General features: G+C 74.9%; 10 protein-coding genes. 7 read left to right on the plus strand and 3 right to left on the minus strand.

Translation table 11 applies throughout. The features are described from left to right. Window positions 1-88: 88 nt before the first annotated feature. The 4 genes from OG871_RS33200 to acs all read left to right on the plus strand — a co-directional run bounded on the left by OG871_RS33200 (window position 89) and on the right by acs (window position 5,288). On the plus strand, window positions 89-502 hold the full coding sequence (locus tag OG871_RS33200) for a DUF485 domain-containing protein (RefSeq protein WP_371501877.1): 414 nt from the start codon (window positions 89-91) through the stop codon (window positions 500-502). Beyond that, the gene (locus tag OG871_RS33205; protein ID WP_371501878.1) at window positions 490-2,127 is read left to right on the plus strand and encodes a cation acetate symporter; all 1,638 of its coding nucleotides are present in this window, start codon (window positions 490-492) and stop codon (window positions 2,125-2,127) included. The genes OG871_RS33200 and OG871_RS33205 overlap by 13 nt, the downstream gene beginning before the upstream one ends. Continuing rightward, the gene (locus OG871_RS33210) at window positions 2,127-3,167 is read left to right on the plus strand and encodes an AMP-binding protein (protein ID WP_371501879.1); all 1,041 of its coding nucleotides are present in this window, start codon (window positions 2,127-2,129) and stop codon (window positions 3,165-3,167) included. Before OG871_RS33205 ends, OG871_RS33210 begins: the two co-directional genes overlap by 1 nt. A 165-nt stretch (window positions 3,168-3,332) precedes the next feature. Next, a complete protein-coding gene (gene acs, locus OG871_RS33215; protein WP_371501880.1) occupies window positions 3,333-5,288 on the plus strand; it encodes an acetate--CoA ligase in 1,956 nt (651 codons plus the stop codon). A gap of 195 nt (window positions 5,289-5,483) precedes the next feature. Here the strand turns inward: acs and OG871_RS33220 are convergent, their stop codons facing one another. Further along, window positions 5,484-8,399: an AAA family ATPase gene (locus tag OG871_RS33220; protein WP_371501881.1), complete on the minus strand. Its 2,916-nt coding sequence runs from the start codon at window positions 8,397-8,399 to the stop codon at window positions 5,484-5,486. A gap of 242 nt (window positions 8,400-8,641) precedes the next feature. Here OG871_RS33220 and OG871_RS33225 point away from each other — a divergent pair, with 242 nt between their 5' ends. Further along, window positions 8,642-11,458: a BTAD domain-containing putative transcriptional regulator gene (locus OG871_RS33225; RefSeq protein WP_371501882.1), complete on the plus strand. Its 2,817-nt coding sequence runs from the start codon at window positions 8,642-8,644 to the stop codon at window positions 11,456-11,458. Window positions 11,459-11,486: 28 nt separating this feature from the next. Here the strand turns inward: OG871_RS33225 and OG871_RS33230 are convergent, their stop codons facing one another. Beyond that, the gene (locus tag OG871_RS33230; RefSeq protein ID WP_371501883.1) at window positions 11,487-13,136 is read right to left on the minus strand and encodes a PucR family transcriptional regulator; all 1,650 of its coding nucleotides are present in this window, start codon (window positions 13,134-13,136) and stop codon (window positions 11,487-11,489) included. A 35-nt stretch (window positions 13,137-13,171) separates the two neighbouring features. On the opposite strand from OG871_RS33230, the gene OG871_RS33235 reads away from it, so the two are divergent. Next, complete coding sequence (locus OG871_RS33235) at window positions 13,172-14,356, plus strand: 8-amino-7-oxononanoate synthase (protein ID WP_371501884.1); 1,185 nt, start codon at window positions 13,172-13,174, stop codon at window positions 14,354-14,356. A gap of 41 nt (window positions 14,357-14,397) precedes the next feature. Here the strand turns inward: OG871_RS33235 and OG871_RS33240 are convergent, their stop codons facing one another. Continuing rightward, the gene (locus tag OG871_RS33240; protein ID WP_371501886.1) at window positions 14,398-14,745 is read right to left on the minus strand and encodes an HGxxPAAW family protein; all 348 of its coding nucleotides are present in this window, start codon (window positions 14,743-14,745) and stop codon (window positions 14,398-14,400) included. A 93-nt stretch (window positions 14,746-14,838) separates the two neighbouring features. Between OG871_RS33240 and OG871_RS33245 the strand changes: the two genes are divergently transcribed. Beyond that, window positions 14,839-15,315 (plus strand): MarR family transcriptional regulator, encoded by a 477-nt coding sequence (locus OG871_RS33245; RefSeq protein ID WP_371501888.1) that lies wholly within the window; start codon window positions 14,839-14,841, stop codon window positions 15,313-15,315. Window positions 15,316-15,590: the final 275 nt, after the last annotated feature.

The raw sequence follows: 15,590 nt of genomic DNA on the forward strand, positions 1-15,590 counted from the left end.
CCACAGCTGTCCCACGCACCATCTGTCCCACCCGCCGGACCCGACCCACACGGGCGGCGGACCCCACAGCACATCGACGGAGACACCCATGACCACCACCAGCCCGCCCCACGAGCGCCCGCCGGAGGCCGCCGCGCCCTGCCCGGCGGTCTACCACGACCTCGCGCAGAGCGAGGCGTTCGGCCGGCTGCGCCGTTCGTACCGCCGCTCGGCTGGCGTCCTGACGGCGATCTTCCTGACCGTCTACCTGTCGTACGTGCTGCTGTCGAGCCACGCGCCCGCTCTGATGGCGGTCAGGGTGGTCGGCAACATCAACGCGGCCTTCGCCCTCGGCGTGCTGCAGTTCGTCACCACCTTCCTGATCGCGTGGCTGTACACCCGGCACGCGCACTCCCGCCTGGACCCGCTGGCCGACCGGCTGAGGGCCGAGTTCGACGAGACGACGAGGACTGGCGCCCGGCACCAGGACCGTGACCTGGAGACCTGCACATGCGCACGATGACCGACAACCGGGCCGTGAGCCTCGCCTCCCAGGCCGGCGGACACCGGGGGCTGATCCTCGCGGTCTTCCTCGCCTTCGTCCTGGTCACCCTGGCCATCACCTTCTGGGCCGGGCGCCGCACCGGCGGCACCTCGGACTTCTTCGCCGGCGGCCGGTCGTTCACCGGCTTCCAGAACGGCCTCGCCATCTCCGGCGACTACATGTCGGCCGCGTCCTTCCTCGGCGTCACCGGGTCGATCGCGCTGTTCGGCTACGACGGCTTCCTGTACTCCATCGGCTTCATGGTGGCCTGGCTGGTCGCCCTGATCCTGGTGGCCGAACCGCTGCGCAACAGCGGCCGGTTCACCATGGCCGACGTGCTCGCCTTCCGGATGCGCCAGCGCCCGGTGCGCACCGCCGCGGGCATCTCGACCATCGTGGTGTCGGTGGTCTACCTGCTCGCCCAGATGGTCGGCGCGGGGTCGCTGGTGGCGCTGCTGCTCGGCGTGGACGGCGGCACCGCCAAGAAGCTGATCATCCTCGGTGTCGGCCTGCTGATGATCCTCTACGTCACCGTGGGCGGTATGAAGGGCACCACCTGGGTGCAGATCGTCAAGGCCGTGCTGCTGATGGGCGGCACACTCCTGCTGACCGTCCTGCTGCTGGCCCGGTTCGGCTGGAACCTCTCCGACCTGCTGGGCGCGGCCGGCGAGGCGAGCGGCAAGGGCTCCGCGTTCCTGGAGCCGGGCCTCAAGTACGGCGCCACCTCCATGACCAAGCTCGACTTCCTCAGCCTGGGTGTCGCGCTGGTGCTCGGCACCGCCGGCCTGCCGCACATCCTGGTCCGCTTCTACACCGTGCCCAGCGCCAAGGTCGCCCGGCACTCGGTGAACTGGGCGATCGTGATCATCGGGGCCTTCTACCTGATGACCGTGGTGCTGGGCTTCGGCGCGACGGCCCTGGTCGGCCCCAAGGCCGTCAAGGCGTCCAACGCGGCCGGTACCACGGCCGTGCCGATGCTCGCCGAGCGGCTCGGCGGCGGGGTGGGCAGCACCGGTGGCGCCGTGCTGCTCTCGGTGATCTCGGCGGTCGCCTTCGCCACCATCCTCGCGGTGGTGGCCGGGCTGACCCTCGCCTCGTCCTCCTCCTTCGCCCATGACCTGTACGCCCACGTGATCCGCAAGGGCCGGGCCACCGAGAAGCAGGAGATGCGGGCCGCCCGGCTCGCCGCGGTGGGCATCGGTGCGGTGGCCGTGGTGCTGAGCATGTTCGCCGACAAGCTGAACACCGCCGCCCTGGTGGCACTGGCGTTCGCCGTCGCGGCCTCGGCCAACCTGCCGACCATCCTGTACAGCCTGTTCTGGAAGCGCTTCACCACCCGGGGCGCGCTGTGCAGCATCTACGGCGGTCTGCTCTCCTCGGTGCTGCTGGTGGCGTTCTCGCCGGTGGTGTCGGGCAAGGCCACTTCCCTGGTACCGGACGCGGACTTCGCCTGGTTCCCGCTGGAGAACCCGGGGCTGGTGTCCATCCCGGTCGGCTTCCTGCTGGGCTGGGCGGGCTCCCTGCTCTCCCGCCGGGAGGACGGTCAGGAGGCCAAGTACACCGAGCTGGAGGTCCGTTCGCTCACCGGTGCGGGGGCCCACTAGTGCGCTCGCTGGATCCGGAGGCGCTGGCCGCGGCCGACCGGCTCGCCGAGGCCGGCTACGGCGACCGGGTGGCCATCCACTTCGAGGGCGGCCTCGGCGACACCCGCTCGCTCACCTTCGCCGAGCTCGGCGACGAGGTCTCCCGGACGGCCGGCGCCCTGCGCGAGCTGGGCGTCGGCCCGGGCGACCGGGTCGCGGTCTACCTGCCGGTGATCCCCGAGGCGGTGGTCACCATCCTCGCCTGCGCCCGGCTCGGCGCCGTCCCGTCGGCCGTCTTCGGCCTCTTCGCGGGTGACCGCGCGGTGGTCCCGGGCCTGCGGGACCTGGACGCCAAGGTGGTCGTCACCGCGGACGGGAGCCTGCGGCCCGGTGCGCCGGGCGGGCCCGAGGGCATGGTGCGGCACGGCACGCCGGTCGCGCTCAAGCCCGCCGTCGACGCGGCCCTCGCCGGCTCCGGTCGGGTCGAACACGTCCTGGTGGTGCGCCGCACCGGCCAGCAGGTGCCGTGGACCGAGGGCCGCGACCTGTGGTGGCACGAGGTCGTCGAGCGGCGGGAGGCGGCGCCCGAACCGGAGCCGTGCCGACCCGACCGCCGCGCCGACCGGGACATCCTCGGTCTGCGGCCCGGTACGGACGTCTACTGGTGCACCGCCGAGGTCGGCTGGCTGGGCGGCAGACCGCACGGTGTGTTCGGCGCGCTCGCGGCCGGGGTCACCCAGGTGATCTGCGAGACCAGCCCCGCGCCGGCCGGGCGCAGCCGGTTCTGGGAGATCATCGACTGGTACGGCGTCACCTTCCTGCACACCGATGCGGCGGCGATCCACGCGCTGCTCGGCCGGTACGAGGAGCTGACGGGCCGGTACGACCTCTCCGGTCTGCGTGCCCTGTGCCGGGTGACCGAACCGAACCCGCGGCAGGTGTGGGTCATGCACCGCACCCACGACTGGTCGGGCCGGGCGCGGGCCTGGGAGTCGTGCAGCCACCCGGCGCCGGCCCGGCCGCAGCCGTGCGCCGCGGCCGCCGCCGCGGTCGCCGGGTAGCGGGCCCGGGCCCTGAGTCCCGCGCGCCGGCCCACCGAAGGATTTGGCCCGGGGGACCGACATTTCGGTCCGGTCCGTCCGGGAGCGGGCCCGGCAGGCCCCAAGATCGATGACAGGCACGGGGGAGGCACGCCTCTCCGAATGATCAAGTATTTGGAGTTTCACATGCGCAACGAGAGTCTGGCCAACCTGCTCAAGGAGGACCGCCGTTTCGCGCCGCCGGCGGAGCTCGCCGCGGCCGCGAACGTGACCGCCGCCGCGTACGCGCAGGCCTCCGAGGACCGGCTCGGGTTCTGGGCCGAGCAGGCCCGCCGCCTGCACTGGGCGGTCGAACCGACCGAGACCCTGGACTGGTCGAACCCGCCGTTCGCCAAGTGGTTCGCCGACGGCAAACTCAACGTCGCCTACAACTGCGTCGACCGGCACGTCGAGGCCGGCCACGGCGACCGGGTCGCCATCCACTTCGAGGGCGAACCCGGCGACTCCCGCACCCTCACCTACGCCCAGCTCAAGGACGAGGTCTCCCGGGCCGCCAACGCCCTGCTCGAACTCGGCGTCACCAAGGGCGACCGCGTCGCCGTCTACCTCCCGATGATCCCCGAGGCCGTCGTCGCGATGCTCGCCTGCGCCCGCGTCGGCGCCGCGCACTCCGTCGTCTTCGGCGGCTTCTCCGCCGACGCGGTCGCCTCCCGCATCCAGGACGCCGACGCGAAGCTGGTCATCACCGCCGACGGCGGCTTCCGCCGCGGCAAGGCCACCGCCCTCAAGCCCGCCATCGACGAGGCCCTCACCAAGTGCCCCCAGGTCGAACACGTCCTGGTCGTCCGCCGCACCGGCCAGGACACCACCCTCACCGAGGGCCGCGACGTGTGGTGGCACGACATCTGCGACCGCCAGTCCAGCACCCACACCCCCGAAGCCCACGACGCCGAACACCCGCTGTTCATCCTCTACACCTCCGGCACCACCGGAAAGCCCAAGGGCATCCTGCACACCTCCGGCGGCTACCTCACCCAGGCCGCCTACACCCACCACGCCGTCTTCGACCTCAAGCCCGAGTCGGACGTCTACTGGTGCACCGCCGACATCGGCTGGGTCACCGGCCACTCCTACATCGTCTACGGCCCGCTCGCCAACGGCGCCACCCAGGTCATCTACGAAGGCACCCCCGACACCCCCCACCAGGGCCGCTTCTGGGAGATCGTCCAGAAGTACGGCGTCACCATCCTCTACACCGCCCCCACCGCGATCCGCACCTTCATGAAGTGGGGCGACGACATCCCCGCCAAGTTCGACCTCAGCTCCCTGCGCGTGCTCGGATCCGTGGGCGAACCGATCAACCCCGAGGCGTGGATCTGGTACCGCGAGCACATCGGCGCGGGCACCGCCCCCATCGTCGACACCTGGTGGCAGACCGAGACCGGCGCCATGATGATCAGCCCGCTGCCCGGCGTCACCCACACCAAGCCCGGCTCCGCCCAACGCGCCCTGCCCGGCATCGCCGCCACCGTCGTCGACGACGAGGCCAACGAGGTCCCCGACGGCTCCGGCGGCTACCTCGTCCTCACCGAGCCCTGGCCCTCCATGCTCCGCACCATCTGGGGCGACGACCAGCGCTACCTCGACACCTACTGGTCCCGCTTCCCCGGCCGCTACTTCGCCGGCGACGGCGCCAAGAAGGACGACGACGGCGACATCTGGCTGCTCGGCCGCGTCGACGACGTCATGCTCGTCTCCGGCCACAACATCTCCACCACCGAGGTCGAATCCGCCCTCGTCGGCCACCCCGCCGTCGCCGAAGCCGCCGTCGTCGGCGCCGCCGACCCCACCACCGGCCAGGCCATCGTCGCCTTCGTCATCCTCCGCGGCACCGCCACCGACAGCGACGACCTCACCGCCGACCTGCGCAACCACGTCGGCCGCACCCTCGGCCCCATCGCCAAACCCAAGCAGATCCTGGTGGTGAACGAGCTGCCGAAGACCCGCTCCGGCAAGATCATGCGACGACTCCTGCGGGACGTGGCGGAGAACCGCGAGGTGGGCGACACCACCACGCTCACCGACTCCTCCGTGATGGGCCTGATCCAGGCCGGGCTGGCCAACTCGCCGGCGCAGGACTGAGCTCGGCACCGGAGCCGGTCCCCGCAGCCCAGCTGCGGGGACCGGCTCCGTGCTTGTGGTGCCGGCCGGTCCGGCCGTTCGCACCGGCTGTTCGCACCGGCCGTGCTGACGGCCGTTAAGGCCCCGACCCCCTCCCGGGAGAGCGAGGAGGGGGCGGGCCCGTGCGGCCCGCCCCCTCCGTACCCCGTTCCCGGATCAGCAGTCCCCGGCCGTCCCGCCGAGCGCCTCGGCGAGTTCGGGGCGGCCGGCGATACCGAGTTTGCCGTAGGTGTTGGTGAGATGAACCTCGACCGTGCGCAGCCCGACGAACAGGTGCTGGGCGATCTCCCGGTTGGTCAGGCCCTGCGCCGCCAGGGCGGAGACCCGCCGCTCGGTGGGCGTCAGCGCGTCCACACCGCGGAAGGTGCGGGTGCGCGGGCGGTCCCCGATGGCCCGCAGTTCCGCCAGCGCGCGGTCGGCCAGTGCGCGGGCCCCGAGGCCGTGCGCCGCGTCCACGGCCTGCTGGAGGTGCTCGCGCGCCTCGTCGAACCGGCCGGCCCGGCGGGCCTGGGTCCCGAGGTCGGCGAGCGCCTGGGCGAACGAGAACCGCGCGGTCGTCCCGCCGAGGACGTCGACGGCCTGGCGGAGCATGGCGAGCCCCTCCGGGCCGCCCGTGACGGCGCCGGCCGCGCGCAGCGCCACCCCGACGGGCTCGGGCACGCCCCAGTCCCGGGCGAGGTCCAGTTCCTCCGCGGCCAGCGCCCGGGCCGCCATGCCCTCGCCGAGCGCCGCGTGCATGAGGGCCGCCTCGGGGCGCCAGGACAGGAAACCGGGGCCCGGCATCGACCGGCCGCACATCCGGCCGCCGCAGGCGAGGAAGTCCGCCAGCGCCTCCTGCGGCAGACCCTCGGCGGCCCGCAGCCGGCCGCGGACCAGCAGCACGTAGTCGTTGACCCAGTGGCCGTCCAGGTCGCCGGTCAGCCCGGCGCGCTCCAGCTGGGCCGCGGCCTCCTCGATCTCGCCCTGCTTGACCAGGGAGTCGATCAGGATGGCGTTCGGGGCGACGCTGTAGCTGTTGTGCGGGCCGACGCCGATCTCCTCCAGGGCGGCCAGCGCGTCCAGGGCGTCCTGCTGGGCGTCCAGGATCCGGCCGAGGCGGCTGTTGACCCCGGCCCGGGCGGCGCTGGCCCGGGCGCAGACCAGGGCCGAGCCGCGCTCGCGGGACTCCGCCACGGCGGCCTCGGCGTAGGGGAGCGCGAGGCCGGCCTGTCCGACGGCGCCGAGGGCCAGGATGGCGCCGAGGTAGACGCCGGACTGGTCGTCGGCCGGGTGCAGGCCGTGGCTGAGCGCCTTCTGCGCGAAGGCGATCACCCGGGCCGGGTCCTCGCCGGTCATCGCGGCGCGCAGGCTCAGCAGCGCGGCCACCGGCCGTTCCGCGGCGCCGCCCTCGGCGTCCGCGAGGTCCAGCTCCAGCAGACGCGGCAGCACGGCGGCGGCCGAGCCGGCCTGGCTCAGGCTGGCGAACGCGAACTCGGTCTCCAGCTGGAGCGCGCTGTCGGCGTCCTCCTGGCGGACGGCGTCGCTGGTGCTGCTCAGGACCGCGAGCCCGTCGGGGTAGCGGTCGAGGGCGAACAGGGCACCCGCGAGGGCGCGGGCGGCGGTGGTCCGCTCCTCGGGGCAGCGGGAGAGTTCGAGGCCGCGCTGCAGGTGCTGGACGGCGGCGGGCACGCTCGACGCGAGTTCCGCCTCCCCACGGGTGATCAGCAGGGTGGCCCGGTCCTCCTCGCCGAGCGGCTCGCGCAGCGCCCGGCGGGTGTACTCGGCGGCGCGCTCCGGGCGGCCCTCCTGGACGGCCTCGGCGGCGGCCCGGCGCAGCACGTCCGGCGTCCCGGGCTCGCCGACGGGGCACAGCAGCAGGTGCCCGGCGACCTGGCCCACCGGGGCCTGCCGGGCCAGCAGCAGCCGGGCGGAGCGCAGGTGCAGTTCCTGCCGGGTGCTGGGCAGCACCCCGTCCGCGACGGCGGTGGCCAGGGTGGGGCAGACGAACCGGACACCGTCGCCGCAGCGGACCATCAGCCCGGCGCGGACCAGGGCGTCGGCCGCGTCGGCGGCCTGGCCCTCGGTCAGCTCGGCGGCCTCGGACACCAGCTCGACGGCCGGCGAGCCGCCGAGCACGGCCACGGCCTGGGCGACGGCCGCCGCGTACCGACCGGTGTTGGCGAGCAGCGCGTACACCGCCCGGCCGACGTCCGGCGGCACGTGCCGCAGCAGCTCGGCGGCGGTGCCGGGGCCGGGGGACAGGCCGGCCGCGCGCAGCGAGCGCAGCAGGGCGTAGAGCAGGAACGGGTTGCCGCCGGTGACCCGGTGGCACTCCGCGGTGAAGGCCGGGTCGGCGCTCTCGCCGAACAGTTCGAGGATGACGGCGGCGGTGTCCGCCGGGCTCAGCCCGCTCAGCGTCAGCTGGTGGCGGAAGAGCGGCAGGACGGCGCCGAGCGGCTCGTTGTCCGCGGCGGCGCGGCCGGGGCCGAGGGTGGCGATCACCACCACCGGCAGGCTCCCGGCGCGCCGCAGCAGGTAGCGCAGCCAGTGCAGCGAGGCGGCGTCGGCCCACTGCAGGTCGTCGACGACGACGACCAGCCGGCCGAGCGCGGTGAGGTTGACGGCCAGCCAGTAGAGGCCGTTGAGGATCACCGGGTCGGGCTCGTGGCCGTTCCCGGACGGCGGCCGGGCGGCCGTATCCGGGACGGTCCACGGGGCGAGGACGGTGGCGCAGGCGCCCGCGTGTCCGGAGAGCAGGCCGCGCGGGACGTCCTGCAGGGCGTCGACGGCCAGCCGTTCGAACAGCTGCCGGACGACGCCGAAGGCGAAGCCGCTCTCCAGCGGGTCGCCCGAGGCCACCACCACGGTGTCCCCGTCCTGGCGGGCCCGGTCGACGGCGGCCCGCAGGAACCCGCTCTTACCACTGCCGGAGTCGCCGTGGACCAGGACGGCGGTGCCGGTCACCGGTCCTCCCAGCAGTCCGACCAGTCTCTCCAGCTCGCATTCGCGGCCGATCAGCATATGCCCCCCCGGGCTCGGCGGTGTACAGCGGCGTCCTGGCGGGACGGTGCGGCGGCCGAACGCCTGTACCATCCGGTGAATGCTTTGTCGATACCGTCTCCGCAGGTGGGGCGCGGACGGCGGTGGTCGGCCGGGACGGCGTGGGAACGGGACTTCGGTTCGATGTCAGCAGACAAGATCATTCGATGGGCAGAGGAATCCGGACACCTGATGGTCCCGGGACCCTGTCACAGGCCGGTAATTTCCTGATAATTCGGAGCACGGCAGGCTCCGCGGCTGTCCGGAAACAGCCGGACGACACGAACGGAGTGGACGTGGAAGGACTGCGAATCGCGGTGCTGGGCCCCCTGCGGGCCTGGCGCGCCGACCGCGAGCTCGACACCGGGACGGCCCAGCAGCGCGCGGTGCTGGCCGCCCTCGCGCTGCGCGGCGGCCAGGTGGCCTCCGTCCCGGAGCTGGTCGAGGGCCTGTGGGGCTGGGACCCGCCGGCCAGTGCAGCGGTCGCTCTGCGTAACCACGTCTCGCGTCTGCGTTCGGTACTGGAGAGCGACCCGCGCAGCCCGCAGGCGCTCGTGTCGGTGGCCGGCGGCTACGCGCTGCGGCTGGCTGACGGCGCGCTGGACGTCGCCCGCGGCGAGCTGCTGGCCGCCGAGGCCGAGCGCGCCCGGGCCGCCGGCGACCTCGACCGGGCGGCCCGGCAGCTCACCGAGGCGATCGCCCTGTGGGACGGCATCCCCCTCACCGGGGTACCCGGCGACTACGCCGAGCGGCAGCGCGACCGGCTCACCGAACGGCGTCTCGCGCTGCTGGAGACCCGACTGGAACTGGAGCTCGAACTCGGACGGCACGCCCAGGCCGTCCCCGAGCTCACCGCCCTCGCCGACGAGCACCCGATGCGCGAGCAGCTGCGGGCCCTGCAGATGACGGCGCTGTACCGCAGCGGCCGGCAGGCCGCCGCGCTGGCCGGCTACGAGCGGACCCGCCGGCTGCTCGCCGAGGAGCTCGGTGTCGACCCGGGCCCGGAGCTGGTCGACCTCCATCGCCGGATCCTGTGCTCGGACCGCGCGCTGGCCGCGCCGGAGCCGGTCGCCATCGCCCCCGTCACCCACCTGGTGTCCGCGCAGGCCCTGCTGGTCCCGGCCCAACTCCCCTTCGACGTCGCCGACTTCACCGGACGCGAGGGCCACGCCGCCGAGCTGGTGGCGCTGCTGGAACGTCCCGCCGCCACGGTCTGCGTGGTCCACGGCATGGGCGGGGTCGGCAAGACCACGCTCGCCGTCCACGCCGCCCACCACGCCCGCGACCACTACACCGACGGCCAGCTCTACACCGACCTGTGCGGCGCCAGCACCGACCCGGCCGACCCGCACACCGTCCAGGAGCAGATCCTGCGCGCCCTCGGCGTACCGGCCGAGAACATCCCGGCCGGACCGGCCGAGCGGAGCGCGCTCTACCGGTCCCGGCTGGCCGGGCGGCGCCTGCTGATCCTGCTGGACAACGCCGCCGACACCGAGCAGGTGGAGCCGCTGCTGCCCGGGGCGTCGGAGTGCGCCGTGCTCATCACCAGCCGCAACCCGCTGCCCTGCCTGCCCGTCACCGGGCGCACCGCACTGGAGCCCTTCAGCGAGCCGGAGGCGCTCGCCCTGCTGTCCCGGATCGCCGGACCGGAGCGGCTGCTGAGCGAACCCGACGCCGCGGCCGGCCTGGTGCGCGCCTGCGGCCTGCTGCCGCTCGCCGTCCGGATCGCCGCCTCCCGGCTGGCCGCCCGCCCTCGCTGGAGCATCGGCGCGCTGGCCGACCGGCTCACCGACCGGGCCCGCCGGCTCACCGAACTGGAGAGCGGCAGCCTCGCCGTCGACGCGGCCTTCGAACTCTCCTACACCGCGCTCGACCCGGACCAGGCCCACGCCTTCCGGATGCTGGCCATCCCCGAGCTCCCCGCCCTGTCGCCCGGCGCCGCCGCGGCCGTCCTGGACTGCCCCGAGCGGGAGGCCGAGGACGTCCTGGAATCGCTGGCCGACATCGGCCTCCTGGAGTCCACCGACCCCGGCCGGTACCGCTACCACGACCTGCTGCGGCTGTTCGCCCGCCACCGCACCCTGGAGACCGACCCGGCGGACGAACGGGCCGCCGCGCTCAGCAGACTGGCGCTCCACTACCTCGGCGGGGTGGTCACCGCGCTGCGACTCGAACGGCCCTACAGCCGACTGCCCGCAGTGCTGGCCCCGGGGCTCACCCGCGGGCCGCGGCTCGACGGCCAGTCCCAGGCCCAGCGCTGGGTGATCGGCGAACTCCCCGGCCTCGTCCGGCTGGTCACCCAGATCGTGCTGCACCCCACCCGGCCGGTGAGCCCCCAGGACGTCCGGACCATCGCGGCGATGCTGGCGGCCCTGCTGCCCTCCACCGACCTCAGACTGCCGTGGAAGGCCCTGCTGCCCGCGGTCCGCGCCCTGACCCGCGCCGCCGAGCAGGGCGACGACCCGCTGGTGACCTACCACGCCCGCACCGTCCTCGCCGTCGCCCACGCCTTCGAGGGCGAACCGGCCCAGGCCCGCGAGCTGGCCCGGCGCGCGTACGAGGTCGAGCTCACCCGCACCCCGGACGGCGTCTTCCGCCAGCGGGCGCTGTACACCATGGGCATGGTCGAGGCGATGGACCCGGCCACCCTGGACGACGGGGTGCGCCACTTCGAGCAGGCCCGGTCGGCGGCCCTCGCGGTCGGCGAGACCGGGATGGCGGCGCAGGCCGCGCTCGGCCTGGCCCACGCCGAGTGGGCCCGCAAGGATTACGCCCGGGCGCTCACCCACAGCCGGGACTCCCTGCACCTGTGGCAGGACGCCGACTGCGCGCTCGGCGTCGCCTTCGCGCTGCGCAGCGCCGGGCTCGCCCTCAACGCCCTCGGCCGCCACGACGAGGCCACCGAGGAGTTCACCCGGGCCCTCGCCGTCTGCGCCGAACACGGCCTGCAGACCCAGCGCGCGCACACCCTGCTGGCCGCCGCCACCGCCCAGTGGGACGCCGGCCGCACCGCCGAGGCCCGGCCGCTCGCCGAACGGGCCAGGGCCGAACTCGAGGACCTCGGCGACACGGCGGGCCGCCGGCGGGCCCAGGAACTGCTGGACCGCACCTGAGCGCCCCCGCGCCGTGCGGGGTTCCGCCTCAGGGACCGCGCTGCGCGTCGTGCGCCAGCAGCGCCACGTACAGCGAGGTCAGCTGCTCCAGATCGTCCAGGTCGATGCCGAGCAGCGCCTCGATGCACTGCAGCCGCCGGTAGAGCGCGGGACGGCTGATGTGCTGCTCCTGCGCGGTCAGCGACTTGTTGCGGCCGCTGCTCAGATAGCCGCGCAGCAGCTCCAGCAGCTCGGGGCGGTCGAGCAGCGGGCCCAGCTCGCGCTCGATGAAGGACTGCAGCTCCGGGTCGTCGCGCAGCAGCCTGACCAGGCCCCGCAGCCGGACGTCCCGCAGTCGGGCGAGCGGCCCGGCCGGCGGGGACGCCAGCGCGGCGTCCGCCACGTGCACCGCCTCCAGGAACGAGCGGTGCAGCTCGTCCAGCACGGCGCAGCCGAAACCCGCGCCGGCCACCGCCGCCACCCCCCGCGCGGCCAGCCGTTCGTGTACCCGCACCGCCAGCCGGTGCAGCTCCGCCTCCGGGTCCCCGTCCGGCGGCAGGCTCAGCAGCACGGCGACGGCGTCCGGCCCGATCCGGGCCGCCAGCGCGGCCGTGCCCTCCTCGGCGAGGACCCGCTCGACCAGTTCCCGCAGGTCCGCGACCTTCCCGCGGGGCCGGAACACCACCGGGACGAAGGTCCGCCGCCCGGTCGGCAGCCCGGCCGCGCGGACCCGCGGCAGCAGCTCCTCGGGCCGGGCGGTGCCGGACGCCAGGTCGGTCAGCAGCGCCTCCGCGGCCTGCTCCTCCCAGCCCCGGCCCCGCTCGCCGAGCAGGCGGTGCAGGGCCAGCGCCTCCGCGGCCCGGGCACCGATCACCCGCGCCGTCCCGGCCGTCCCGGGCCGGCCGAACAGCACCAGGTGGCCCCACTGCCGGCCCCGGGCCTCCAGCCGGGCCACCACCCAGCCGTCCGGGCCGAGCGTCACCGGACCGTTCCCCAGCAGCGCGGCGACCTGCCGGGACACCAGGTCCCAGTCGCGCAGCAGGTCGCCCAGCGCCGTCCGCTCGCCCGCCGAGGCCAGCACCCGGTGCGCCAGGTTCACCACCACCGCCGGCCCGCCGCTGTACGCCGAGATCTCGTCCAGCAGCCGCTGCAGCGGGACACCGGAGAGGTTGAGCGCGGTCAGGGCGGTGGTCATCCGGTCCGAGAGGTCCAGTGCGTCGAACCGCCCGTGCAGCAGCCGGGCGTGCACTTCCTCGGTCAGCCGGGTGAACGGCGCCGGGCGGTGCAGCACGATCAGCGGCACCCGGCAGCGCTCCGCCGCCCGCCGCATCGCCTCCGGCGTGGTCCGGAACGCCCGGCCCAGCCCCAGCACCACGGCCGCCGCCTCGGCCCGCTGCATCGACTCCACGTACTCCACCTGCCGGCGCTCGTCGCCGGCCAGCAGCACACCGGTGGTCAGCACCATCTCGCCGCCTGACAGCATCACCGCGACATCGGTCGCCTCCGCCACGTGCAGCCAGCGCACCGGCCGGTCCAGCCGGCCCGGGCAGGCCGCGACCTCGGGCTTCCAGGCGGCCATCGGCTCCAGACCCAGCACGTCCCGCACGGTCAGGTGGCCGCTCTCCAACTGCGCCTCCCCCAGGGGTGATCGTCGGAGTCTATGCCGCGGGTCGCGCCCGCGGTGTGCCCCGGCGCACATTGCCCGCCCCGGGCCGCGGATGACAGAGTGCGACCATGGTCCACCCCACCGTGCCGCAGCCCGCCGACATCCAGGCCCCCGGCCCCGCCGCCGTCTTCGACTGGCTCGACGAGGCCGCCGAGCTGCGCGCCCGCGCCGGGCTCACCCGGACGCTGCGCAGCCGGCCGGCCGAGGACCCGGTCCTGGACCTGGCGAGCAACGACTACCTCGGCCTCGTCCACCACCCGGCGGTCACCGGCGCCGCCGCCGAGGCCGCGCTGCGCTGGGGCGCCGGCGCGACCGGCTCCCGCCTGGTCACCGGCACTACCGCGCTGCACACCGAGCTGGAGGCCGAACTCGCCGAGTACTGCGGCTTCGAGGCCGCGCTGGTGTTCTCCTCCGGGTACGCGGCCAACCTCGCCGCGCTCACCGCGCTCACCGACCCGGACACCCTGATCGTGTCCGACGCCTACAACCACGCCTCGCTGATCGACGGTTGCCGGCTCTCGCGCAGCGACGTCCACCGCGCCCCGCACGCCGACCCCGAAGCCGTCCGCGAGGTGCTCGGTGCACGGACCCACCGCCGGGCGCTGGTGGTCAGCGACTCGGTCTTCTCGGTGGACGGCAACGCCGCCCCGCTGCCCGCCCTGGCCGCCGCCGCCCGCGCCCACGGCGCCGCGCTGCTGGTCGACGACGCGCACGGCCTCGGGGTGCTCGGCGACGGCGGACGCGGCGCACTCGCCGCCGCCGGGCTGGCGGGGGCGCCCGACACGGTCGCCACCGTCACCCTGTCCAAGTCGCTCGGCTCCCAGGGCGGCGCGGTCCTCGGCCCCCGACGGGTCATCCGGCACCTCACCGAGACCGCCCGCACCTTCATCTTCGACACCGGCCTCGCCCCCGCCGCGGTCGGCGCGGCCCTCGGCGCGCTGCGCCTGCTGCGGGCCGAACCGCACCGGGCCGACCGGGCCCGCGAGGTGGCCCGTACCCTCGCCGCCCGCCTCACCGCGGCCGGCCTGCGGGCCAGCACGCCGGACGCGGCCGTGGTCTCGGTCCTGGCACCCGGCCCGGAGGCGGCGGTGCGGTGGGCCGCCGACTGCCGGACGGCGGGGCTCGCCGTCGGCTGCTTCCGGCCCCCGTCCGTGCCGGACGGCGTGTCCCGGCTGCGCCTGACGGCCCGCGGCGACCTGACGGACGCCCAGATCGAGCACGCGGTGTCGGTGATCGCGGCGACGGCTCCCTGAGGGTTCCGACCGTCGGTCTCCGGCGGGCAGCGGTCGGGCGGTCAGGCGGCCTCGGTGGCTGCCGCGGTCCGGGCCGGGGCCTCGGCGCGCCGTCCCCGGCCGGCCGTCCGGCAGCCGAGGCAGTCGGCGTGCCCGGCCATGGTGTCCCGGACCCGCCAGCCCCACTGCGCCTCGGGGCGCGGCCCGCTCGGCTTGCCCCAGCCGGCCAGGTGCAGCAGCCAGGTGGCGACGGCGCCCAGGGCGACCAGGGCGGCGCCGAGCCAGATCCCGGGCGCCGAGCCGGCACACATCGCCACTCCGGCGACCGTGAACCCGGCCAGCGCGATCGCCGAACCGGTCCACCCGGCGACGGTGTGACCCATGTCGTGGTGTCCGTGCATGGCGCTCATCGCTTCCTCCGGGGGCGCAGGGGATATGGCACGTAGGCTGGAGAGACCGTTTATCTCACGAGCTAAGTATCTTAGAGGCTAAGGGGAATTCTGATGGAGGGCAAGCCGCGCCCGCCGGCGACGGCCGAACAGGCGCACGCGGCCATGGACCAGATGATCGCGCTGAGCCACATCGGGCAGGAGGACATGGCCCGGCGCCTCGGGCTGAGCACCACCGACCTGACCTGCCTGGGCCACGTCATCGGCGCCGCCGCCGTAGAGCCGATCACCGCCGGCGAACTGGCGACCCGTGCCGGACTGACCACCGGAGCCGTCACGGGCGTCGTCAACCGCCTCGAACGGGCCGGGTTCGCGCACCGCCGGGCCGACCCCGCGGACCGGCGGCGGGTGCGGATCGTCCCCGACGAGCTGGCCAACAGGCGGGTCTTCGAGATCTACGAGCCGTTCTACCGGCAGCTGGGCGCGCAGTTCGCCGACTACTCGCCCGAGGAGATCGCGGTCCTGGCCGACTGGTTCACCCGCACCACCGCCCTCATGCGCACCTACCTGGACGAGGTCCGCAAGACCTGACCGCCCGCAGGCCCGGCCGCCCCCGGTGGGCCGCCCGGTCGTACGGCGTCGGCAGCAGCTCGGCGATCCCGACCGACCCGATCGCGACCGACCGGGGGCCGCCGGGCGGGCCGACGATCACCCGGATCTCCACCAGCTCCGGATCGGCACCGTCGGCGGTGCCTTCCACGAGGCGCCTCCCGGCCCCGCAGGGGACGGGACCCCGACCCCGCACGGACCGCCACCCCGCGCCCGCCCACCCGACCGGGCCCGTGCCCGCCGGATCACCCCTGGAG

The organism is Kitasatospora sp. NBC_00374 (genome assembly GCF_041434935.1).
Lineage (GTDB): Bacteria > Actinomycetota > Actinomycetes > Streptomycetales > Streptomycetaceae > Kitasatospora.